The sequence below is a fragment of the Qipengyuania proteolytica genome (genome assembly GCF_019711565.1).
Lineage (GTDB): Bacteria > Pseudomonadota > Alphaproteobacteria > Sphingomonadales > Sphingomonadaceae > Qipengyuania > Qipengyuania proteolytica.
In genome coordinates this window covers 873947-896552 of record NZ_JAIGNN010000002.1, presented here as the reverse complement: position 1 = coordinate 896552, position 22606 = coordinate 873947, and the positions used below count along the sequence as shown (strand labels likewise).

Below are 22606 nucleotides of genomic sequence, written 5' to 3'. Positions count from 1 at the left end.
CGGTTACCAGCGCGGCTGGGGTAGTGCCAGTGGGCTGCATTCCTATTCTTGCACGACCCTGACACTGCTGGAGCGAAAATTGCTCGGACCGAAGCTTGTCAGGAAGCTGACGTCGGCCGCGTCGCGCCCCACACCGATCTTCACCGTATCGGTCGGGTTGGCCATGCCGGTTGCATCGACCAACTGCCAGGTGCCGCCGCCTTCTATGGTCGGATCGGCAAGAAAAACCTCGGCGACCGCGTGGAAATCCTGCGGGGTCACGCCTGGCGCGTAGCAGGACACGTAACGGGCCGGAATCGTGCTCGCCCGCGCCATGGTGACGAGCACATGGGCATAGTCGCGGCACACGCCGTGGCGGGAAATGAAGCTGTCGGCGGCGCCGGTTTCCGGGCCCGAGGAGCCGGGCGTATAGGTGAAGTTTTCGGCCAGCCAGTCGCGGATCGCGGCAACCCGTGCGCCGCCCGATGTTCCCCCGAATTCGGCCTCGACGAAGGGCTGGAACTGGTCGGCCGGACAATAGCGGCTGTCGAGCAGGTAATGCACGGCCTCGCCCGGCATTTCGTGCGGCGGCAGGGCGGCAAGCGTGCCGAGGTCGGCTAGCTGGCGATCGAGCGCGACAGAGGCCCTGTAGCCGACCTCGAAATCGCCGGTGGCACGGATCCAGATACGTTCTCCGATCTCGTCCTCCGCCGCCACGCGTGCGAAATGCAATGTGTCCGACAACTGCATATCCGCCGACAGGATCTGCTGCTCGGGCAGCGCCGCCGCCTCGAACTGGAGGAGGCAATCGGTCGGCTGGTCGAGCGTGAAGGCGAAGCGGGTTTCGATCGTTACAGGCATCGTCAATTCCAACGCTGACGGCCCGGCATCGTTTCAGGTCTGCGGCGCATTTGTCCCGGACGTGAAAAGGGCCCCGCTAGGGGGCCCTTAATATTCGGGTTCACGAAGCGATTAATCGCCGCTGAAGAACCACTTCCAGATGTTCCACATGTGCGTACCTCCTGTTGGTGCAGGAGTGACATGTCATTAACCATCCTTGTTTGTAAAGTCTAAACCATGTTTGCCGCCTGGCGTTTGTCGTGATTCCCTTTGTATTCCATAAGCTTGGATAGCGAAATCGGCCTTGAAAAAGCGTAACCCTGGAGCTCGTCGCAGCCGATTTCGTTAAGGATTTCAGCCTCTCGCAAGGTCTCGACGCCCTCTGCCACCACAGTGATTCGCGCCTGGTGTCCCATTTCCACGATGCTAGAAACGATCGCCCGTGCCTTGGGATCGGTCGTAATATTCGACACGAACAGCCGGTCGATTTTCAGCTCGTCGAAGGGCAGGCTGAAAAACGTTTCGAAATTTGCGGCGCCGACGCCGAAGTCGTCGATCGATAGCTTTACGCCAAGAGCGCTCAATTCTTCGAGAATTGTTGCAGCCGTCTGCATATCGGCAATGCGCGACGTCTCGGTGATCTCGAGCACGAGGAAGCGCGGATCGAAGCGCGTCGCCTGCAAGGCGTTGCGGACGAGGCCGACCACCCGCATGTCGCCCAGCAGGGTGGCCGAGATATTGACCGACATGGTGATCTGCGTACCCCGGAAGTGCAGCAGCTGACCGGCCGAACAGGCGCTCTGCAGCACGTAGCGGGTCAGGTGCTCCATGCGTCCGGCCTTTTCGCACTGCTGGACGAAATGCATCGGCTCGATGAACCCTTTTGCCGGATCGTGCCAGCGAACGAGCGCCTCCACGCCTGCAAGGTCGCCCGTGCCGGTGTGGATCTTGGGCTGGTAGACGCAATAGATCTCGCCCGCATCCATCGCCTCGTCGATGCGGGCGCGCAGCGAAATATCCCACAGCAGGTCCGACTGCGCGCTGCTTTCCGCCAGCTTGATCGGGTCGTGCGCCTCGGTCGTTTCCTCCGCTGCGGCGATGGCGGCGGGCACGCGGCGATGGGAATCTCCCTCCAGCGCGGCCATGCCGAAGGTGATGCCGACGTCGATCGAGGTGTCGGCCACCGACACCGGCGCGGCGAAGATCGCCCTCAGGCCGGCGAGATGTTCGGTCAGCGCACCGCTATCCTCCATCGGCGAATGCCAGGCGACATAATGGCCCTCGCTGAAAACGGCGAGATTGGGATCGGCGGCGCGCAGCCGGTCGATGAGCTTCAGAAGGTAGGTGGTGCGATCCTCGGCCCGCAGGGTCTTCAGGATCCGTTCGTAATTGTGGACCTTGGCCACGACCACATGGCCCGACGTGTAGTGCTCCCGCATCAGGCGAGCTTCGAGCGCCTTCAGCGTCGGCAAGCCCGTATCCTGGTTGACGAGGGCGACCCAGCGTTTCCAGCGGGCGCGCGAGCGGAACAGTGCATAGACCGTGAACAGGCCGATGGCATAGGATGCTTCCACACGGACACCCATGCGGGCTGCAAGGACCAGCATGACCGGCAGGAAGCCGACAATCGCCGCATAACCGATCCAGCGGCGCCGACGGGCCGGGGCCAGAATGATCAGGCAGGCCATCAGGCATCCCATGATCGCGATCACCTGGAGCGAGCTCAGGAAGCCGACGCGGCCGCTCTTGAGTGTTTCACCGGCGTAAATAGAGACGTAGCTCGACGGTGCATTGACGCTGTTGGGGATCGTGATGCTGGAACCGGATGTCTGGCGATCGTAGCCGATGACCACCGTCTTGCCCGCAAAATCGACCGAGTTGGCAAGGGGATGCGAGTTCCCCATCGCGCCTTGGCTGAGCCTCGAAAATGGATAGGTTGCGATTTCACGGGCAGCGAAGCCGTAGTCGATCTGGAAGTTGCCCGAATGGGCATCAGTGACACCGCCCAGCGCTGCACCGAGTGATGGAACGGGCTTGCCGTCGACCCTAAATCCGTATTGGGCAATCCAGGCAATTCCGAAATAGTTCGAATCCCTCCTGTCGGCCACGACACGGGTTGCCGTTCCGCTGATCGCGGGGTCTGTTCGCAAAAACCGCTGCTTGTCGTTCGCGTCGAGAACCATCTGATCTGCGAGGGCGATGCGGGGCCCGAGTCGCTCGATGGCCTGCGCAAGCGGCTGGTCGAATTGCTGTTCGGATGGTTCGTCGAACACGATGTCGACATAGACCTTGCCGACACCGCGTCGGTCGAGCTCGTCGAGCGCCTTCGCCAGGTCGAGCCTGCGGTGGGCTAGGTTAGGGTCGTCGATGATCTCGTCGGACACGACATAGACGATGTCGCCTGACGGCTTCTGGCCGGCGATCTTAGATTGGAACAGCCACAGGAACTGGTCGATCGGTTCCAGCAGGAACACCGCGATCATGCCGAGGGCGAAGAGGGTTGCGAAAATGAGGTGACGGAGTCGTTCGGCCACGCGCCCGCCCAGCCCCTGCCACAATTTCGGCAGGAACTGGCGCGTCGTAGCGAAGGCGCGTTTCGTGTCCATCGTGCATGCTTATGGGCTCCTTAAGTTTAAGAAACCTTTGACGCGGCGTCGGGAACGGTGGCGGAGCCTTGGATATGCTTGGGATGCGATGGTTAAATGCGCTTTAGCGTTTAGCCTTTCCGAAATGACCCGCGCAGCGCCTTTGGCCCCGCCCTGTCGGCTTCGAAAAGCCCGCATTTCCGCCGTTTTCAGGAGGCGAGGCGACAGCTAAGCTCTATGGTAAACGCGCAGTCCATGCGTTTCCGGCGCAAGAATCTTACGCGATTACGCCGAAAAGGTCGTGCGCATCACTGTCCTCGATCGAGACAGTTACGATATCGCCGGGTTCGAGATCGCCCGGAACCTGGCGCAGGTAGACCGCGCCGTCGATTTCCGGCGCATCCGCCTGGCTGCGGCCGGTCGCCCCGATATCGCCGTCCTCGTCCGCCTCGCCGACCTCGTCGATGATGACGGCAATCGTCTTGCCGACCTTGGCGGCGAGCTTGGCGGCGCTGATCCGCTCGGTCACTTCCATGATCCGCGCGTAGCGTTCTTCCTTCACCTCTTCGGGGACGGGATCGGGCAGGGCATTGGCCTGCGCGCCTTCGACGGGTTCGAAGCGGAACGCGCCCACGCGGTCGAGTTGTGCCTCTTCGAGCCAGTCGAGCAGGTAGCGGAAATCCTCTTCGGTCTCGCCGGGGAAGCCGACCACGAAGCTCGAGCGGATGGCGATCTCGGGGCAGATCTCGCGCCAGCCCTTGAGCCGTTCGAGCACCTTGGCTTCATTCGCGGGCCGTTTCATCGCGCGCAGCACCTTGGGGCTCGCGTGCTGGAACGGGATGTCGAGATAAGGCGTCAGCAGTCCCTCGGCCATCAGCGGGATGACCGCGTCGACATGCGGATAGGGATAGACGTAATGCAGCCGCACCCATGGAGGCGTGCCGCCACCGATATCGAGCTGGCCCAGCTCGCGCGCGAGGTCGGTCATGTGCGCGCGGACCTCGCGGCCCTTCCACGGCTTCGCCTCGTGGCGCGTGTCGACGCCATAGGCCGACGTGTCCTGGCTGATCACCAGCAGTTCCTTCGTGCCCGCGGCGACCAGCTTTTCCGCTTCGCGCAGCACCGCGTCGATCCGCCGGCTGGCGAGCTTCCCGCGCAGGTCGGGGATGATGCAGAAGGCGCAGGAGTGGTTGCAGCCTTCCGAAATCTTCAGATAGCTGTAATGGCGCGGCGTCAGCTTGACGTCGGGCTGCGGGATCAGGTCGATGAAGGGGCCTTGCGAAGGCGGCGCATGCTCGTGCACCGCTTCCACCACCGCTTCGTACTGGTGCGCGCCGGTGACCGCGAGCACGCTGGGGTGCGCGGCACGGATAGCGTCGGCTTCCTCGCCCATGCAGCCGGTCACGATCACGCGGCCATTCTCGGCAATCGCCTCCCCGATCGCGGCGAGGCTTTCTTCCTTGGCGGAATCGAGAAAACCGCAGGTGTTCACCAGCACCACGTCGGCGCCCGCATAGTCGGCGCTCATCGCGTAACCGTCGGCGCGCAGCCGCGTGAGGATGCGTTCGGAATCGACCAGCGCCTTGGGGCAGCCGAGGGAAACCATGCCGACCTTCTTCTGGTCGGGGATCGAGGTGGTGGGGGTGCTCATGTACCGATGTCCGTGAATTCGCGCGCGCCCTACCTGAAATCGGCCGCGCATGCTACCGGCAACCAATGCGCATCGCGATCTCCCGCATCGGCCGCACCGAGCATCTCGCGATCGAGCGCGCGGACGGCAGCACTGCGCGGGCCACGATCCCGCAAAAAGGCGCAATTTCGCACGATCTCGTCCACTTCTGCGTCGAGGATACGCTCGGCCTGACGCGCGGCTTCTGGGGCAGCGTCGCGGCAGGCGAGGAGCCTGAGCTGATCCAGGAGCGGGCCAAGGCCAGCGGCCATGCCAGCGCCAAGCGGGCGGACGTGCCCGACGATGGACTTGTCGAACTGCTGCAGGCGGAACGGCTGGTCGAATGTTTCGAGGCCGAAAGCTGGAGCGGCGGGAACGACGACGAAGGACTTATGGCGATGGCGAGGGCAGGCTGGGCGGCCAGCCATGTCCCGCCGCTCGCGCTGGACTCCGCCCAGCTGGCGGCGATCCGGCGGCAGCTGGCTGACCTCGGTGACAAATGGAAAGCCACGCCGGAAGGCGAGGCGATGGAGCTGCAATGGGACCGGTAGACTGGCTTGCGGTTGCCCTCGCATGGGCTCTGGCCGCCGCGCTCGGCGTCGCCTTCTACGGCAGACGGGCGACGCCGCAGGGAAACCTCGCGCTGCACGGCTTCGCAGCCGTGCTCCTGTTCGCGAGCGCGACCATGCTCGGCCACATGTTCGCGCGCGTGGGCACGGCGACGCTCGATGCCAAACCCTGGCTCTATTTCATGATGTCGGGCGGCCTCGCGCTGACCTTCATCGGGCCGGCGCTGTTTATCACCGCGGTGCGGCGCGAGGCGTCGATCCGCACTGCGCTCTACGATTGGGGCTATTGGCTGGCGGCCTATCTGGCGATGGGCGCAGCCTTCTGGATCGCCTGATCAGGCGTCTTCCTTGAGGTCGTCGTGCAAATGGCCGTCGCCTTTCGAGGTGCCGCTGACGGTCGGGACGATCTCGACCACGATGTCGCCCGGCTGCAAACGCTGGCATTCGTCTTCCCAGAAGCCGAGCGCCTTCCCGTCGCGGTAAACGCGCAGGCCCCGGCCGCCGCTGCGCAGTTCCGAAATCCCGCAGCCGCATTCTTCCTCGGTAATCCTGCGCTCGACAAGCTGGACCCTGCCCGAGACCGAGGCGAGATCTGCGAGGTAGTCGGCGATGTGCTCGCCCTTGGCGCTGCCAGCGAGCAACAGGCCGGTGAAGCGCACCGGGTTGATGACGTTGTTCGCCCCCGCCTGCCGCGCGAGCGATTCGTTGTCGTCGGCGCGGACCACGGCGCTGATCGGCACGTGGGGCGCGAGCGCGCGCACGGTGAGCGTGATGAGGATCGTCGTATCGTCGCGCCCGGCGGAGACGAGCACGTTCTGCGCTTCGGCAATCCGCACTGCCTTGAGCGTCGTGTCGCGCGTCGCGTCGCCCGCCATCACGTTGCAGCCCAGTGCTTCGGCATCGAGCAACCGCTCCTCGCTCGGGTCGATCACGACGATGCTCGACGGATCGGTGCCGCGCTCGATCAGCTCGGACACCGCTTCGGAGCCGGAGATGCCGTAGCCGAGCACCACGATATGGTTGGAAAGCTGTTCCTGGATGCGGGCCATGCGCCATTTCTCCCAGCTGCGCTTGATGATGAAATTGTACGCCGTGCCGACGAAAATGAAAAATACGGCGAAGCGGATCGGCGTCACGATCACCGCTTCGACGAGCCGCGCCCGGTCCGAAATCGGTGCGATGTCGCCGAAGCCGGTGGTGGTGATCGAAATCATCGTGAAATAGACAACGTCGAGAAAGCTGATTTCGCCATCGAGATTGTCGACCAGACCCTCGCGGTCCCACCAGTGGATCATCACCACGATGCCGACCAGGGCCAGCGCAAGCCCGAGCCTGATGCCGAGATCGCCCCACACCGGGATCTTCACCGCCCGGCGCAGCGGCTGGAAGCGCGGCCCGCGATAAACTCTCTTGGGCGCCTGCGACGGTGTGATCGTGTCGACCTGGCGATCCTTCCGGCTCATTTGCCGGACCCTCCGGACAGCTTGCCCGCCGGATCGACGGGGACATTGTCCTTGAGGATGTCGAAATGCAGTTCGGGCCGGGTTGCGTTTCCGCCCTGTCCGGCGATGCCGACGCGCTCGCCCGCCTTGACCATGTCACCCAGCTTGACCGTGACGCGCGCGAGATGGCCGTAGCGGGTGCGCCAGCCATTGCCGTGATCGAGCACCACGAGCGGGCCGAACCGGCCGCTGTCCGTCTGCGCGTAGACCACCCGACCGCTGGCCGCCGCGCGCACCATGTCGCCCGGCTTCACCGCATAGTCGATGCCCTCGTGCCCGGTGCCGTCGGGCCGGCGCTGGAAGCCGAGCAATTGCACCCCGTCATGCGGCGGGCGGAAGTAGGGCGTGTCGCGCACCGGCGCGACGGGCACCTCGCGGTCCGAATAGGCCGGGATGATGAGCTTCTGGCCGACCCGGATCGCGTAGGGCGGCTCGAGCCCGTTGGCCACCGCGACCAGTTCGAACGGCACCCCGTAATCCATCGCGATGGCAAAGCCGGTTTCCCCAGCCTTCACCGTGTGCGTGCGCTGGCGCGGGATGACGAGCACCTGCCCGACCCTGACCGCATAGGGTTCGACGAGACCGTTGGCCGCAGCAATCACGCCCGGGGCTACGCCGGCACGATTGGCGATCCCGCCCAGCGTCTCGCCCTCGGTGACCGTGTGCTCCGTCTCCGTTGCAGGGTCGCCCGCCGCCACCAGCAGCAGGGCCGAAAGGGCGAGCGCGATGCGCTTCATCCGCCGTAGCGCTCCGCCAGATTGCCGAGCGAGGCATGGTGCGTCAGGTCCAGTTGCAGCGGTGTCACCGACACGTAACCCTCGTCGATCGCTTCCAGATCCGTCCCGTGATCGAGCGTGTGCTCGATCGCTTCGAGGCCGAACCAGTAATACTTGAAGCCGCGCGGGTCACGCCCTTCGACCACGGTACCCCTTGAATAATCGTGGAAACCCTGCCGCACGACCCGGATGCCCTTCACGTCGGATGCCGGACGGGGCGGGAAATTGACGTTGACCAGCGTGCGTTTCGGCAGCGGCGTTTCGAGCAGCGGGGCGAGTACCTTGGCGCCCCATTCGACCGCCGCATCGAACGACACGTCGTTGCCGGCGCCTTCCTTGGCATAGACCTGGCTCAGCGCGATCGAGCGCACGCCCGCAAGCGCCCCCTCGATGGCGGCGGAAACGGTGCCCGAATAGGTGATGTCGTCGGCCAGGTTCGCGCCGCGGTTTACTCCCGACAGGATGAGGTCCGGCGCTGCAGGAACGACCCTGCGCAGGCCCATCGTCACCGCATCGGTCGGCGTGCCGGTGACCGAGAAACGCCGCTCGTCATGCTGGCGCAGGCGCACGGGGCGGGTGAGGGTGAGCGCATGGCCCATGCCCGACTGTTCCTCGTCCGGGGCGCAGATCCAGATATCGTCGCTGAACTGGCGCGCGATCGCCTCCAGCACTTCCAGCCCAGGGGCGCGGATACCGTCGTCATTGGTGAGGAGGATGCGCATCAGGCTTGCGGCTCCAGTCTGGTTACACCGCCCATGTAGGGGGCGAGGCATTGCGGGACGGTGACGCTGCCGTCGGCCTGCTGGTAATTCTCCATCACCGCCACCAGCGTACGCCCGACCGCGAGGCCGGATCCGTTGAGCGTGTGGACGAAGGCGGTCTTGCCGTCCTCGGTGCGGTAGCGCGCTTTCATGCGCCGCGCCTGGAAGTCGCCGGTGTTGGAGCAGGACGAGATCTCCCGATAGGCGCCCTGTCCGGGCAGCCATACCTCGAGGTCGAAGGTCTTGCGCGCGCCGAAGCCCATGTCGCCGGTGCACAGCAGCACGCGGCGATAGGGCAGTTCCAGCGCTTCGAGGATGCCCTCGGCGCATTTGGTCATGCGCTCGTGCTCGGCCTCGCTGTCCTCGGGGCGGCAGATGCTGACCAATTCGACCTTCTCGAACTGGTGCTGGCGGATGAACCCGCGCGTGTCGCGGCCCGCCGATCCCGCTTCGGAGCGGAAGCACAACGTATGCGCGGTGAGGCGGATCGGCTCGGCAAGATCGGGCAGGATATCGCCCGCGACCGAATAGGTGAGCGGGACTTCGGAGGTGGGGACCAGCCAGAGACGTTCGCGTTTTTCTGGTGGCGCAACCCATTCATCATGCGCCTCGATCGTCTCAATGATGACTGATCGCGCGCTTTGATTGGGTTTGGATGGGCCATAGCGTTGCATGACAAAGTCGAGGAATGTCATGTTTCGTGAGGTTTGAAAGCTGTCCTCGGCGAATTTGGGCAGCTTGTCGGTGCCGTACATCGCTTCGTCGTTGACCAGCACCGGGGGGTTGCATTCGGTGTAGCCGTTCTCGCGCGTCTGCTTGTCGAGCATGAACTGCGCCAGCGCGCGATGGAGGCGGGCGATATCGCCGCGCAGGAAGGTGAAGCGCGCGCCGGACAGCTTGGCGCCGGTCTCGAATTCCATCCCCAGCGCCGGGCCGATGTCGGCATGTTCCTTCGGCTCGAAATCGAAGTCACGCTTCTCGCCCCACTGGTGGACTTCGACATTGTCCTCTTCATCGGCACCATCGGGCACATCATCCGCCGGCATGTTCGGCAGTCGGGCGAGCATGTCCTCCAGTTCGGCTGAGGCGGTCCGCTCCGCCTCTTCCCATTCGGGCATCGCGGTTTTCAATTCGGCGACTTCGGCCTTCAGGGCCCCGGCCTTGTCCTTGTCGCCCTGGCCCATCGCCTGGCCGATCGCCTTCGAGGCCTCGTTCCGGCGCGATTGAATCTCTTGTACGCGCGTTGTGGCGGCCCTTTTCCGGGCATCCAGCTCGACGATCCGTGCGGCGGCAGGCTCGGCCCCGCGGCGCTTCAGCGCGTCGTCGAAGGCTTCGGGATTGGCGCGGATAAAGGCGATATCGTGCATGGCGGCGCGCTATGCCTTGTCCCCGCGCGCTTGGCCAGAGGGCAGTGCACGGGGAGGCGCGAACCCTCTGCTAGAGCGGGCACCTCTCTTCGGGACGCGCGTTCAGGGACAATTGCAACAGTCTGAAAGGCAATCAAACTTGCAAGGACAGCCAATCGAGCCACCGCGCCGCACGCGCTTCATCGACATAGCGGACAAGGTCATCCGCGCGGGACGTGCGCTCGGTGCGATCGCGCCAGCGCGGCTCGACAAGGACTACATGTTGGAGCAGGCAGTCACGAACACCGGTCTCGACGACTTCGGGGATCCCTGGTTCGAACGCCCGTTTGAGGTCCTGCTCGACAGTGTAAAACATGAGGCGAAGCTCAATGCCGCCGGCGATTTTTCCGCCATGCAGCAATTCGCCTACCTGCTCGAAAACCGGCTCTACGCGCAGAGGTGGTTCAAGCGGCATCCCGAAATCCTCGCGCGGCCCATCCGCCGCCCGGTCGTGATCGTCGGCCCGATGCGCTCGGGCACCACGCGCCTCCACCGCCTGCTCGCGAGCGACAAGCGCTTCGCCCATATGCGCAGTTTCGAGACGATCAGCCCCGTGCCGAGACCCGATTTCGAGGGAGTGCTCGCCGGCGAGGAGGAAGATTTCCGCCCGACCCTTGCAGGCCGGATCATGAAGGTCGCGCGGCTGGCCAATCCGCGGACGCTGTCGATCCACCCGACCGGTCCTTACGAGCCGGAGGAAGAACTCGGCCTGCTCGTCGCCAGCATGTGGAGCATGAAGCACGATGCGCAGTGGCACGTGCCGTCCTACGCCCAGTGGTGCCTCGGCGAGAGCGCGGTGCCGGCCTACCGCTACATGGCCGATCTCCTGCGCCTGATCGGCTGGTCGCAGCAGGAAAGTTCGCTGAAGCCGTGGATCCTCAAGACCCCGCAGCATATGCTCGACCTGCCGGCCTTGCTGGAGGTGTTTCCCGATGCCCGCCTGATCTTCACCCATCGCGATCCCACGCGGGTGGTGGGCAGCGCGGCTTCGCTCGCATGGAACCAGACGATCATCTATTCCGACGATGTCGACCCCGCTCGCACCGGACAGTTCTGGCTGGATAAGACTGCGACCATGATCGAGCGGATGCGCGAGGCGCGCGCCAAAATCCCGCGCGAGCGGATGATCGACATCCACTATGACGACATGGACAGCGATTGGCGCGGCACGATGCAGCGAGTTTATCGTTTCCTCGAGTTCGAGATCGAACCCGCACTTCCCGGGATGCGGCGGTATCTGGACCGTTCGGCAGATCTCAAACGCAAGCCGCACCGCTACAGCCTCGAAGAATTCGGACTCACCGACGACGAGGTCGGCGAACGATTTTCGGACTACGTAGAGACTTACGGCGTGGCGGTCGATCGTACGGACGGCGAATCCGGCAGGCGCCTGACCCGAAGGTGATCGCCGGAACGCGGCGGGCGTTCGTCCGTTATGGGGTCAAAGGAGATTTCATATGATCGGCAAGGTAATCGGAGCATTCGTGGGCGATAAAATCGCCAAGCAAACCAGTGGCGTGGGCGGCGCAACCGGTGCGGCACTGGGGGTCTTGGCCACGACGGTCCTGCGGCGCATGAGCCTGCCCGCGATGATCGCCATCGGCGCCGGCGGCTATGTCGCGAAGAAAATGCTCGATAAGCGTGCGGACAAGACGGCGGACCAGACCCCGCCCGCGACCTCGACCGCTCCTGCGACGACGAGCGCAAAAGCCGCCTGAGACCGGCCACAAGCGAACAATGAAAGAGGCCGTCCTTCGGGGCGGCCTTTTTTGTTGTGTCTGCGATGTATTAATGGTGGGCGCGGCAGGGATTGAACCTGCGACCCCACCCGTGTGAAGGACAAGATACCCTTTCCGCCGAGTTATGAGCGGTTCCGAAAAACATTAGGAAATCTGGTGCTTTACAGCTAAATCGGCTCCGGGCGGTTCCGAAGTGTTCCTGCCCAAACCGGGTCCCGCGCTACCCTAGCGCTACCCCTGAAAGGAGTTTGAGGCATGGCAACGGCGGCAGATACGCCCACGGTGAAAGAGAAGCGCGGCAGGGAGCGGCTCACGGAGAAGCGGCTCGAGGCGCTGACGGCTAAGGCAGGCACCCGCTCCGAAATCGCGGACGACATCGTGCGCGAGCTTCGCGTCCGCGTGGGCAAGAGCGGCAAGAAGAGCTGGTCCATGCTCTACCGTGTCGTCCAGCCGGACGGAAAGCGCGGGGACATGAAGCGGTTGAGCCTCGGGGCCTACCCCAAGGTGTCGCTGGCCGAAGCCCGGACGAAAGCCCGGGCGGCACTGGAGCAGGCAGACGATGGCATCGATCCGGCCGCCGTGAAAGCCGAAGAGGTCGAACAACGGCAGACGCGCACCTTCGAGGTCGTGCTCGACCGTTTCGTTGAATTGTACGCCAAGCCCAACACGAAGGACGGCCGTTGGGCGAAGGCGCAGGAGGAGCTCGCCAAGGCCGATGTAGAGAAGGCCGGAGCCGGGACCGAGGACGAGCCGAAACCCCGCAAGGTTGGTCGCTGTCCAGCCGAGCGATTGCTCGCTGACCACGTCGCTCCGAAGTGGCAGGGCCGCCTGATCGAGACGATCACTCGGGCAGAGGCGCACGAAATGCTGGACGAGGTGATCGAGGAGAGCGGCGCACCCATCGCCCGGGAGGTGCGCAAGCACCTGACCCGGATGTTCAACTGGGCAGCGGACCGGGGATTGATCGCCGCCAACCCGCTCGCCGGGATGCAGCGGCCCGAGCTCGGTTACGTTTCGCGTGAACGGGTGCTCACGGTCGAGGAATTGCGGCAGATATGGGACGCGGCCGGGGAGGCGGGCCATCCCTTTGGCGACATGATCCGCCTGCTCATTCTCACTGGACAACGGCGCTCCGAGATCGCGGGGCTTGAGCGGGGATGGATTCAGAAGGAACAGCGCGCGGTCGAGATACCGGCGGCCAGCTACAAGACCAAGCGGCCTCACGTGTTCCCGCTGTCCGCCCCGGCTTGGGCATTGGTCGAGGCCCTGCCCAAGTGGAACGGCGGGGAGTTCATCTTCAGCACGACCGGGGGCGAGCGGCCGTTCAGCGGTTTCTCGAAGGCGAAGGCGCGGCTGGACGTGAAGATTGCCAAGAAGGCGAAGAAGGCCGAGATCGAGCCGATGGAGCCGTGGACGCTGCACGACATTCGCCGGTCCGTTGCGACGCACATGGCGCGTCTTGGCGTGGCCCAGGAACATATCGAGCGGGTTCTCGGCCATGTCGTTGCCGGTGTCGCCGGGACGTACAACCGCTACAGCTATCTGGACGAGAAGCGCGCCGCGCTGGAGACGTGGGGCAAGCTATGGGCGAAGTCCATTTAGCACCGGGGACAGTTTCGCACACCGGGGATAAATGAATCATCCAATTTAATTCTCAAAACTCTGTTCTCGACTTAGCCTGAGTCGGGCTTTCTATAGGTCCTCGCTTCCGTTCGGAACCGAAGCGAGGAGATAGGAAGATGAGTACTGACAATCAGCTTGTCCTCGACATCGGAGGTGTAATCGAGCTGACCACCCTTTCCCAATCGACCATCTACGCGATGGTCAAGAAGGGCGAGTTTCCCAAGCAAAAGCGCATCGGAAGCAATCGCGTCGTGTGGATGCGGTCCGAGGTGATCGCGTGGCTCGAAGAGAAGCTGGCCGCCTAAACGAAGGGCCGCCGCTCTGACCAAGAGCGACGGCCGATTCACAGGGTGGAAAGGGAGACTTTCCGTGAGTGACTATAGTGCCCCCGGAGCCGGGGACGAAGGCCGAAGCGTTGAGGACGGGGAGCTCCGCCCGAGCATTGCCGAGGCAATCCTTTCGCAGCGCCTTATTCGCTCGGAGGGTCCTTGGGTCTTGACCGCTATCCGTGGGAGAAACGAACCGACAAAGACAGCGACCTTCTACCCGGGCGATGAGCAGCGCATGGGCGAGTGGATCCAGCGGCACAATCTAGTCGAGCGCTACAACATCTATTTCATGCTCAACACGCCCACGCACGACCTTACGAAGAAGGCGAAGAAGCGGGACACCAAGTGGATGATCGGCGGCCACGTCGATATTGACCCGAGGAAGCCACCCAACGACGCCACCGAGGCGGAGAAAGTCCAGCATTATGCGCGTGAGCGGGAGGCGGCCGCCACCAAGTTGCGCGACTTCAAGCCCGCACCTTCGCTGAAAATCGACAGTGGCGGAGGGATGCAGGGCATTTGGTTGTTCGAAGACCCGCTGTACATCGGAGGGAACGAAGCGGCAGCCGAGGATGCCGAGCTCTACAACCAGCATCTCGAGACGGTGCTTGGCGGGGATAGCTGCCACAATGTTGACCGCGTTCTTCGCTTACCCGGCACGATCAACTGGAAGGAGGGTGACGGGCGCAAGCCCCGGCTCGCCCGGCTCGTTTCTCCACTCGAGGGCGAGTTGCCAAAGCGCTATCGCGTAGCAGAATTCACCGCCGCGTCAGCTAGGAAGGCGTCCGTGACAAGCGGACAGGCGAAGGTACAGCTCGAAGGCATTCCAGCCCCGATTGACCTCGACACGTTACCCGCAGCCGTAACTCCGCGCACCCGAATGTTGATCGTGCAGGGTGACGACCCCGATGACCCGTTGAGGTACTCGAGCCGCTCAGAAGTGACCTTCGCTGTCGTCTGCGAGATGGTCCGGGCTGGCTGCACCGATGAGCAGATTGCCGCCGTGATTGCGGACCCGGACCTCGGCATCTCGGCACACACCCTCGCCCAAAAACAGACCCGCGCCTACGTTGAGCGCCAGATCGAGCGAGCGCGGGCCGAGGTCGAGGAGCCGATGCTGCGCGAGCTGAATGGCAAGCACTTCGCTGTGGGCAGCATCGGTGGCAAGTTCCGCATCGCATCGCCGCGCCGGAGCGAGATCGACGAAGGCCGCGAATGCCTCGAATATCAAACCGTCGCTGACTTCAAGAACCGCTACATGAACCTCAAGGTCCAATGCGGCACCGATGGCAATAACAATCCGAAGATGGTTCCGGCCGGTGATTGGTGGCTGAAACACCCGATGCGCCGCCAGTACGAGACCATCGTGTTCGCGCCGGGCGAGAACACCGATGAATTGCACGAGTACAACCTTTGGCGAGGGCTAGCGGTAACGCCGGAGCCGCACTCGTGGCCCCTATTACATCGCCTGATTCACGAGGGCCTAGCCGGGGGCAATGCGGAGTATGCCGAATACATCATGCGCTGGCTGGCCTTCGCGGTTCAGCACCCCGAACGGGCGGCCGAGGTCGCTCTCGTCTTTCGCGGCAAGCGCGGTGTGGGCAAGAGCACACTTGGTCACGCAATGCGCCGCATTTTTGGCCAGCACGGGATGAGCGTCACGCATCCGCAGCACCTCCACGGCCAGTTCAACGACCACCTCCACGATTGCATCCTGCTGTTCGCTGACGAGGCCGTCGCGCCGGGCGAGAAGAAGGCAGAGCAGATGATCAAGGTGATGATCACCGAGCCTACGTTGCTGATCGAGCCGAAGGGTCTGGGGAAGTTCACTGCGAAGAACCGGCTGCACGTTATGATGGCATCGAACGAGCGATGGGTTGTACCGGCCGGGGCTGACGAGCGCCGCTTCGCCATCTTCGACGTTTCGCCGCACCTCGCCGCGCGGCCGGGCGACCCGAATGAGGAACGCAACCGCGCATTCTGGGACGCACTGTACGATGAGATTAACGGCGAGGGACTGCAAGGCTTCCTGTATGACCTGTTGGCGATGGACCTCGGCAACTGGCATCCGCGCCGGGGAGTGCCGCAGACTGCCGCATTGAATGAGCAGAAGGCCGCATCGCTGACGGGGTTCAAAGGTGTATTTTTCGACCTGCTTAAAACAGGCGAATTGCCGCAGCTTCAGGCGGTGCGGGATTGCGGTGGTGGTCACGTCTTTGTCTCGACCAGCGAGCTCCTTGAGTATGCGCAGAAGCGGACGCGGCGCGATGACATGACCCTGAACGAGGTGGGCGAGCTTCTCGATAATCTGGGCTGCATGAGGGATGGTCGGCGGAGGCCGAGGGGGTGGGTGATGCCGCCACTCGAAGAAATCCGGCGGAAGTGGGATGAAATCGAGTTCCCTGGTGCATGGCAGCCGACACCGGGCTGGGGTGTCGGCAGCGCCGCGCCAGACGAAAATGACCCATACTGACCGACTTGAACCGGGGGGCGGTTTATCCCCGCCGACCCCTCTTGATGAAAAACCCACGAAGCCCGTGGGGTTAACCGACCTAGCCGACTTTACCGACCAGAAAACCGCGCGGAGCGGCGGCCAGTCTCTGCCCAAATAGACATGCCTAAGGCCCCTCCGCTATTATTCTTCTCTCTAAGTCGGTTAGGTCGGTTAAGTCGGTAAAGCTGTTGAAATATTGGCTGTTCGGGCAACCGACCCAGTGACCGACCTAACCGACCTCCGGTTCTGCCTGTTCGATGGCTCCTCTGGGCAAAGTGCCGCCGCCCGCCGTTTGGTGCGTTGTCCCTTCGCGCGGGCGCGAGCGAGATCGCCACCACCGGAACCGGACCTGACCCTATGCGAGGGCCGGGCCGTTTGCAGTCACTCCATCGTTTCCAAGGGCCGCAACGGCCATTTGAGAAGGGGGTAGCGGCGAGGGTAGCGCCTAGGTGCTTTTGGCGATGCTCAGGTCCAGAGCTGCTATCTGTTGGCGCAGTTCATCGACCACCTGTTCCTGCGCTGCTTTGAGCGACCGATTCGCCTTCCATGCTGCACTGACTTTCTCAGTCGCCAGTGCCTTGCTCTTCGCTGCCTTCTGCTCGATCTCGGCCCATTCTTCATCCGTGAACGAGTAGTCCTCGCCATGCTGGTCGCTGGACGCAGGCCGGTGAACGTCGCCCAGTGTGTCGGTCAGGTCTTTGAGCGCCGCCTTCAAGGCAGCCTTCGCCTCTTCAATTCGCGCATCCTCGGTGCCTTCGAGCGTGACTAAATACCAGTTAAGGGCGCCGACGATCATCTGCTCCAATCCAAAGGCGTCGTGCTCGCCAACTTCGAGAGGTTCACCCGCAGGGTCGCTAGTTAGTTCTTGGGCTCTCCAGAGCGGCCCATCTATTGCCTTCGCCACACGGGCGGCGCGCTCTTCGGTTTCACGCTGGCGGATAGCAAGCGTTTCCCGATGCATGATGCGGGTTTGAAGGTTGCTGTCCTTTAGCTGACGCCAGACTGGAGCTCCGGCGTACCACGCTGCACCGATGGCAGCAGCGCCGGTAATGAGCGTTTGGAAGTCGTAGATCCAATGACCGATTGCGTAGCCCACCCCAATGGCTCCATCAGCTATCATTTCCAGCATACCAGAGCTCGCAATTAGGCCGAGAAGATCAGCAGCGGAACGGTGTCTTTCCCGCGCTTCACCATGATCTCGTTCCCGGCCTCGACCTCTTCGATCAAGGCCTCGTACAGACGCAGTGCGTTTTTCATGACCTCAGCGTAAGACGCCGCCTCCGTCACTTCCTGCAGACGTTTCAGCCGCTCGACGGATCGCGGCGGCATATCCATCTGTATGCGCTTCGATGTGCTATCTGATGTTGTTTGCCCTTTGGGCATCTGACGCCTTCAATCCTTCTTGAAGTTGAAGTAGCGGCCCAACACCAATCCGACCCAGATGCCGCCATTATTCCAGACGGCATTCAACTCGTTGTAGCTCCCGTCATGCCAGCCAATGAACGCTGTCAGCGACACAGCCACAATCATAGCCCCGAGAACACCATAGGTGATCCGGGCCTGATCCCGCGACAAGCCGCGACGTTCATCGATAGCGGCAAGACGCTCAACCGCATCGACATCTTCAATCTCAACGCCATCGATTGCGAAAGGCTCGCCGATGGACACCTTAAACTTCGCCATTCCGCTTCCCTCTTGGGATGCGGACCATAGCTTATGCGACCAGTAGTTACCCTTCCATCATTCCGAGTTTCGCCAAGATATGGTCCAATATTACCACAAGGCTCTTCTGCACCGAGACGAGTAACTACTGTCTCGGAATGATGATTGCCGCCTTTAAGAAGCGGCAGTTGAGGATCGGATTACTGTTGGTGGTGCTTCCCTTTCATCAGCAATCCATGCCTCGACGAAATTCTTTGGCCATTGACTACTCCTTTGATTGCTCAGGATATGTCGGCACATCACGCCACCCTGAGCTTGAGTGGTGCAAGTGCTCGCGGTGCTTTGGACACATCCGCTGGCTTCAATTTCTACGCGCAGTTTGGACCTACGCATTCCCGCCATATAGCAACGCCGTTCGGTGGCTGCAATGCCGATGAGGAAAATAGCCTCATTATTTCCTACGGCATCAATGCTTCGCCGTTCGTTCCGTTGGCCGCGCCAGCTACCTTCCGGCCATGAAGTTGACCGACCGCCGCAAGCAGGCCTTTTTGGCCGAGTTATCCCGCCACGGCATCCTCGTCCGTGCGGCAAGGGCCGCCAGTCCGCGTGCATCGGCCCGTTACGGTGCGGTGCAGACCTTCAAGGATGAACGCGAGCGGGACCCGGAGTTCGCGCGGCAATGGGACGAGGCCCTGCTGACGGCAGAGGCCAGCATCGAAGCCGAGATTTACCGCCGCGCGCAGGAGGGGGTCGAAGAGCCGATATATGGCGGGAAATACCGTGAGAAGGTTGTCGGCACCGTCCGCAAGTATTCGGACCGCCTGCTCGAGCTTCGCGCCCGGGCGATGCTACCTGCATACCGCGAGACCAACGCCATCGCCGTGAACAAGCAAGTGACGCATAGTGTCGATGCCGGGGTGCTAGGCGATGCCGTGGCGAAGGTCGCGTTGCAGATGGCTAGCAACCTCCGCCCGCAGCTTCCGGCTCCGGCCCGGGTGATCGACCATGACGCGGGATGAAGCCCGCAGGCTGCTCGAGCTCGGTCCGGTGGACCGGGACACCGCGCTCGATGATTTTGCGTTCGCCGTGGGCTATCGCCTGATGACCCCGGCCGAGCGCCGCGCCTTGCGCATCTCGGTCCTGTACGAGATGGGCGAGGCTGCGCCTGCGACCCCCGAATTGGCCGTCCTGTGGCATGAGGACCGGCTGATTCGGGGCGAGCGGGAGCCCACCAGCACCTATGACCGCTGGGTCCTGATGAAGGCCCGGGACGAGGCCGAGCGGCCCGCATTCGATGAACAATTCTGGAGCGCCCGAAGGGCAGACCTCGAGCATGCGGGCTTCGAGCCGAAGGAGGCGCGCGACGTGATCGCATCGGTGCGTGCGTCCTTGGGCAACCCCACCACCGGATTGGAAGGAGACGACAATGGGAATTTGGAACAAGCGGCCTGACGCGCCGGAGCCGGACGGCGGACACACCGACCGGCTGCGCGAGATCGCCGCAGAGAAGGCCGAGGCAGCGACCCGCTTCTCGTCCGCTATCGCGGCCGCCGGGGAAGCGATGACCGCGCTCTTCGATGCCGACCGGGCATTCCTCGCTGAGCATCGGCAGCGCTACGGCTCTGAGGCGCATTCTGCCTCCCGGTTGATGCACCAGTTTCGCGGCTCGCTCTTGGGCGAGCTGGAGCTGTCTGCGCCGGACCTCCTCCGCCACCTGAACCAGCCCCGCCAATCCCGGGCCAAGGCCCAGACCATCGCCACCCTGATAGCCCGGCAGGTCGAGAATGACCTGTCATCTCTCCCCGCCGAAAAGGAACCCGCACAATGACCCTGCCCAAGAAGATGATCGTCCGCGATATGACGGTGAACGAGATTTCGACCGTGGACGTGCCCGCCGTGAAGGGCGCAACCGCCGTGATCCTGAAGAGCGCCTCGGTCGCCATCCGCAAGAACGCAGCCGAGATCGCCGCTGGCGAGGCCGCCCCGCTCTACAAGGCGGCCGAGTACGCAGACGCGATGATGGTGCGCGCCGGGGAGATCGCCCTCGAGAAGGGTTGCACCCCCGGCAAGGCCCTCCTCGACCACTCCGGCACCGACCCGGTGCTGATCGAGCTCGCCTGTGCCGAGCGCTCGGCTGAGGTCGCCTTCCGCAAGGCCCGCACCGATGCGGTCTATGAGGCAAGCGACCAATGGAGCTGACCGAGGAACAGGTCCTGGACCACTATGTGGCCCGGTTCGATGAAAGGACCCGGAGGGCACACACCGTGGCGCTCTCCGCAGCCATCGCGACAGTGAAGGACCAATGGCCCACGCTCGAGCTCGTCCGGCGCGTCTCGAACATCTACGGCGTGACGGTCGAGGAGCTTGGCGCGTACTTCGGGCTTATCCGGCAGCCCGGGGAGCGCGAGGTCTGGGTGGACGTGTTCCGCTCGCCCGACAACCAGCATCTCGTTCGCGAAACGATGAACGCGGGCCAGCGACGGGCCTACGGCACAATGTTGGCGATGCTCGAGGTCGCGTGAGCAACGCGGGCCTGACACACATGGGGCGCAAGCGCCGGGACGTGCATGGCGAGCCCATGCCGACTGAGACCCGGCCTTGCCTCCGGTGCCGCAAGCCCTTCGAGAGCGAGGGCTCGCACAATCGGCTGTGCGGTCCGTGCGGCAATCGGGTGAGCGAGACGAGCCCGTATGCGGTCTAGTTGTGGATAAGTTCGCCAACAGCGAACTTTTGCTTGCATCTGGCGAACTGCCAGCCTACATCAATCTCAGCGTTTGGGTAATGGAGATGCACTAGAAGCATGGCGGTCCGCCGCCAGTGAAGGTCCCAGTTAGGCCTTTACCACTTTGCCAGCTCTCGTTCCGGCGTCTCGGCGTCGGAGAAACGAAGATGGTCCCGGTATGCAGTTATTCGGTTTGTTCGAATTTCTTGTGTGCAGTGTGCGCCTAGAAGCAAAACCTCAACCCTGATCCGCTCTCGGACCAAGTGCAGATCGACAGGCAATTCGGCCGGTCGATGGTCTGGGAGACTCATGATGGCTCATTTGCCGAAAAAGAGCCCAGACGCCGGGTTGTGGAAGTACGGACGGCAGGCGGTCCGGCGCATTGTGAAAGCAGTGCGGTGGAGCCTCGATAAGGTTCTGCGGAACCGCCTTGTCCTGATGTCGCTGATCAAGATGGCGGAAGCCATCGTGAAACTGGTCAGCGCCGTCCTCGAGATGTTCCGTCACTTCTAGGCGTCATTACAGAAAGGACGCATGATGCTGAACGAGGCGCTGCGACTGGTTCGGGTGTTTCATGACCTGAACAAGACGCAGACCGCAGATCGCGTCGGGCTCTCGAAGTCGTACATCACCGAGCTCGAGCGCGGCGACAAAAAGGTGACTATGGAGGTGCTGGAGAAGTACGCGGATGCGTTCTCCATCCCGCTGTCGTCTCTCATGTTCTTCGCGGAACAGGCGGCAAACCCTTCGCCTGCGGAAAAGACGCGCACATTCGTGGCGGGCAAGACCCTCAAGATGCTTGATTGGATTTCGACTGTGACGGCCGAGCGGGACGAGCATGAGCACGCATAAGCGGGTCCCGCTCAAGGCAAGCGCTCTCTTTCGGCTGACCTCGCCGCGCCGTCTCGCAAACATCCTCATGGTGACGCCCACCGCGCTCGAGCGGCTGGTCCGATGGGGTGACGAAAATTATCTCGTCCGCCCCCTCGCCCAGGTGGAAGGGAAGGCACCGCGAATGATCGAGGAGCCGAAGCCGCAACTCAAGCTCATTCACCAGCGCTTTGCGCGGTTGCTCGCTCAAATCGAGACCCCCGACTATCTCCACTCAGGTGTGAAGGGCCGCTCCTACATCACCAATGCGAACGCGCACACTGCGGACAAGGCCTGCATCAAGCTCGACATCAAGAAGTTCTTTCCCTCCTCGAGCTCGCACTACGTCCAGCGCTTCTTCGAGGACGTGCTCGAGTACCCACCGGACGTGGCGGCCCGGGCTAAGCAGTTGCTCACATACGATGGTCATCTACCGACCGGCGGCAATGCCAGCACCATCCTGTCGTTTTGGGCTTACAAGCCGATGTTCGATGAAATCGCGGCGCTCGCTGTCGAGCTGGGTTGCGAGTTCACCGTCTATGTCGATGACATGTCCATTACTGGCGTGTTCGCCAATCGAAAGTGCCAACAGGCAGCGCGAAAGATCATCGCTCGATATGGTTTGAAGGCCCACAAGGCGAAGTCCTTCTCACCCGGTCAACCACGGGTGCTGACCGGCATCGCAAAGACGCGGCGCGGTCGGGAGGTCCCGCACCGCCGTGCGAAAGGCATTGCCGAGCTCGAGCAGGTGGAGGCGGCTGCGTCCACTGTCGAGGACAAGATGAAGGTCCTTCCCTCCCTCATCGGGAAGCTCAGCGAGGCGGCCATCGTGGATCCATCATGGACCGGCCGGAAGGACGCGGCCGTTCACCGGCGCAGGAGGCTTAAGGTCGGAGCCGGAGCAGAGTGAGGAGCTAGATCGCTACCCCGAAAATACCCCTGACGGGGGTAGTGGGGTCATCTATTCAGCTAAGTCTCTGAAAAGATGGTGGGCGCGGCAAGGATTGAACTTGCGACCCCACCCGTGTGAAGGGTGTGCTCTACCACTGAGCTACGCGCCCGCCCGTCGGCCTCGGCTGA

Annotated in this window: 25 protein-coding genes and 1 tRNA gene; 15 read left to right on the top strand and 11 right to left on the bottom strand. The window is 63.0% G+C overall.

Annotated features, from left to right (window positions below):
- Positions 1-42: 42 nt before the first annotated feature.
- The 3 genes from K3172_RS13450 to rimO all read right to left on the bottom strand — a co-directional run bounded on the left by K3172_RS13450 (position 43) and on the right by rimO (position 5055).
- A complete protein-coding gene (locus K3172_RS13450; RefSeq protein ID WP_221590843.1) occupies positions 43-840 on the bottom strand; it encodes a transglutaminase-like domain-containing protein in 798 nt (265 codons plus the stop codon).
- 209 nt (positions 841-1049) lie between these two features.
- Positions 1050-3425, bottom strand: coding sequence for an EAL domain-containing protein (locus K3172_RS13445; protein ID WP_221590841.1), 2376 nt, complete (start codon positions 3423-3425; stop codon positions 1050-1052).
- 256 nt (positions 3426-3681) lie between these two features.
- Positions 3682-5055 carry a 30S ribosomal protein S12 methylthiotransferase RimO gene (rimO, locus tag K3172_RS13440; RefSeq protein ID WP_221590839.1) on the bottom strand — a complete coding sequence of 458 codons (1374 nt, stop codon included), beginning with the start codon at positions 5053-5055 and terminating at the stop codon, positions 3682-3684.
- 65 nt (positions 5056-5120) lie between these two features.
- Between rimO and K3172_RS13435 the strand changes: the two genes are divergently transcribed.
- Positions 5121-5624, top strand: a complete 504-nt coding sequence (locus K3172_RS13435; protein ID WP_221590837.1) for a hypothetical protein — start codon at positions 5121-5123, stop codon at positions 5622-5624.
- Positions 5612-5977: a DUF1761 domain-containing protein gene (locus tag K3172_RS13430; RefSeq protein WP_221590835.1), complete on the top strand. Its 366-nt coding sequence runs from the start codon at positions 5612-5614 to the stop codon at positions 5975-5977. Before K3172_RS13435 ends, K3172_RS13430 begins: the two co-directional genes overlap by 13 nt.
- Here the strand turns inward: K3172_RS13430 and K3172_RS13425 are convergent, their stop codons facing one another.
- Genes K3172_RS13425 through serS form a run of 4 tightly spaced genes read right to left on the bottom strand, consistent with a single transcriptional unit; the run spans position 5978 to position 10048 of the window.
- Positions 5978-7105, bottom strand: a complete 1128-nt coding sequence (locus K3172_RS13425; protein WP_221590833.1) for a potassium channel family protein — start codon at positions 7103-7105, stop codon at positions 5978-5980.
- Positions 7102-7881, bottom strand: a complete 780-nt coding sequence (locus K3172_RS13420; protein ID WP_221590831.1) for a M23 family metallopeptidase — start codon at positions 7879-7881, stop codon at positions 7102-7104. Before K3172_RS13420 ends, K3172_RS13425 begins: the two co-directional genes overlap by 4 nt.
- Entirely contained in the window at positions 7878-8642 is a 765-nt protein-coding gene (gene surE / locus K3172_RS13415) for a 5'/3'-nucleotidase SurE (RefSeq protein WP_221590829.1), read from the bottom strand. The genes K3172_RS13420 and surE overlap by 4 nt, the downstream gene beginning before the upstream one ends.
- Positions 8642-10048: a serine--tRNA ligase gene (gene serS, locus K3172_RS15580; RefSeq protein ID WP_247718169.1), complete on the bottom strand. Its 1407-nt coding sequence runs from the start codon at positions 10046-10048 to the stop codon at positions 8642-8644. The genes surE and serS overlap by 1 nt, the downstream gene beginning before the upstream one ends.
- A gap of 139 nt (positions 10049-10187) precedes the next feature.
- Here serS and K3172_RS13400 point away from each other — a divergent pair, with 139 nt between their 5' ends.
- The 5 genes from K3172_RS13400 (at position 10188) to K3172_RS13380 (ending at position 16251) form a co-directional block, all read left to right on the top strand.
- Positions 10188-11492: a sulfotransferase family protein gene (locus K3172_RS13400; RefSeq protein WP_247718168.1), complete on the top strand. Its 1305-nt coding sequence runs from the start codon at positions 10188-10190 to the stop codon at positions 11490-11492.
- A gap of 52 nt (positions 11493-11544) precedes the next feature.
- Positions 11545-11805, top strand: a complete 261-nt coding sequence (locus K3172_RS13395; RefSeq protein ID WP_221590825.1) for a hypothetical protein — start codon at positions 11545-11547, stop codon at positions 11803-11805.
- Positions 11806-12081: 276 nt separating this feature from the next.
- A complete protein-coding gene (locus K3172_RS13390) occupies positions 12082-13428 on the top strand; it encodes a tyrosine-type recombinase/integrase (protein WP_221590823.1) in 1347 nt (448 codons plus the stop codon).
- Positions 13429-13565: 137 nt separating this feature from the next.
- Positions 13566-13754: a helix-turn-helix transcriptional regulator gene (locus tag K3172_RS13385; RefSeq protein ID WP_221590821.1), complete on the top strand. Its 189-nt coding sequence runs from the start codon at positions 13566-13568 to the stop codon at positions 13752-13754.
- Between the two features lie 259 nt (positions 13755-14013).
- The gene (locus K3172_RS13380; protein ID WP_221590819.1) at positions 14014-16251 is read left to right on the top strand and encodes a primase-helicase family protein; all 2238 of its coding nucleotides are present in this window, start codon (positions 14014-14016) and stop codon (positions 16249-16251) included.
- A 466-nt stretch (positions 16252-16717) separates the two neighbouring features.
- On the opposite strand, the gene K3172_RS13375 is transcribed toward K3172_RS13380, so the two are convergent.
- From K3172_RS13375 to K3172_RS13365, 3 genes are read right to left on the bottom strand one after another with little or no spacing between them, the layout of a single operon-like run.
- Positions 16718-17401, bottom strand: coding sequence for a hypothetical protein (locus K3172_RS13375; protein ID WP_221590817.1), 684 nt, complete (start codon positions 17399-17401; stop codon positions 16718-16720).
- 14 nt (positions 17402-17415) lie between these two features.
- A complete protein-coding gene (locus K3172_RS13370; RefSeq protein ID WP_221590815.1) occupies positions 17416-17607 on the bottom strand; it encodes a hypothetical protein in 192 nt (63 codons plus the stop codon).
- Between the two features lie 57 nt (positions 17608-17664).
- Positions 17665-17955 carry a hypothetical protein gene (locus tag K3172_RS13365; protein WP_221590813.1) on the bottom strand — a complete coding sequence of 97 codons (291 nt, stop codon included), beginning with the start codon at positions 17953-17955 and terminating at the stop codon, positions 17665-17667.
- A 494-nt stretch (positions 17956-18449) separates the two neighbouring features.
- Here K3172_RS13365 and K3172_RS13360 point away from each other — a divergent pair, with 494 nt between their 5' ends.
- From K3172_RS13360 to K3172_RS13325, 8 genes are all read left to right on the top strand, one after another.
- Entirely contained in the window at positions 18450-18953 is a 504-nt protein-coding gene (locus K3172_RS13360) for a hypothetical protein (protein ID WP_221590810.1), read from the top strand.
- Positions 18940-19386 (top strand): hypothetical protein, encoded by a 447-nt coding sequence (locus tag K3172_RS13355; RefSeq protein WP_221590808.1) that lies wholly within the window; start codon positions 18940-18942, stop codon positions 19384-19386. Before K3172_RS13360 ends, K3172_RS13355 begins: the two co-directional genes overlap by 14 nt.
- Positions 19361-19762, top strand: coding sequence for a hypothetical protein (locus tag K3172_RS13350; protein ID WP_221590806.1), 402 nt, complete (start codon positions 19361-19363; stop codon positions 19760-19762). The genes K3172_RS13355 and K3172_RS13350 overlap by 26 nt, the downstream gene beginning before the upstream one ends.
- Positions 19759-20133, top strand: coding sequence for a hypothetical protein (locus K3172_RS13345; RefSeq protein ID WP_221590804.1), 375 nt, complete (start codon positions 19759-19761; stop codon positions 20131-20133). The genes K3172_RS13350 and K3172_RS13345 overlap by 4 nt, the downstream gene beginning before the upstream one ends.
- The gene (locus K3172_RS13340; protein ID WP_221590802.1) at positions 20124-20456 is read left to right on the top strand and encodes a hypothetical protein; all 333 of its coding nucleotides are present in this window, start codon (positions 20124-20126) and stop codon (positions 20454-20456) included. Before K3172_RS13345 ends, K3172_RS13340 begins: the two co-directional genes overlap by 10 nt.
- Positions 20457-20965: 509 nt before the next feature.
- On the top strand, positions 20966-21169 hold the full coding sequence (locus K3172_RS13335; protein ID WP_115416064.1) for a hypothetical protein: 204 nt from the start codon (positions 20966-20968) through the stop codon (positions 21167-21169).
- A gap of 21 nt (positions 21170-21190) precedes the next feature.
- Positions 21191-21508, top strand: a complete 318-nt coding sequence (locus tag K3172_RS13330; protein ID WP_199798591.1) for a helix-turn-helix domain-containing protein — start codon at positions 21191-21193, stop codon at positions 21506-21508.
- Entirely contained in the window at positions 21495-22436 is a 942-nt protein-coding gene (locus K3172_RS13325) for a reverse transcriptase family protein (RefSeq protein ID WP_221590800.1), read from the top strand. The genes K3172_RS13330 and K3172_RS13325 overlap by 14 nt, the downstream gene beginning before the upstream one ends.
- A 76-nt stretch (positions 22437-22512) precedes the next feature.
- On the opposite strand, the gene K3172_RS13320 is transcribed toward K3172_RS13325, so the two are convergent.
- Positions 22513-22587 (bottom strand) — tRNA-Val (locus K3172_RS13320).
- Between the last annotated feature and the right edge of the window lie 19 nt (positions 22588-22606).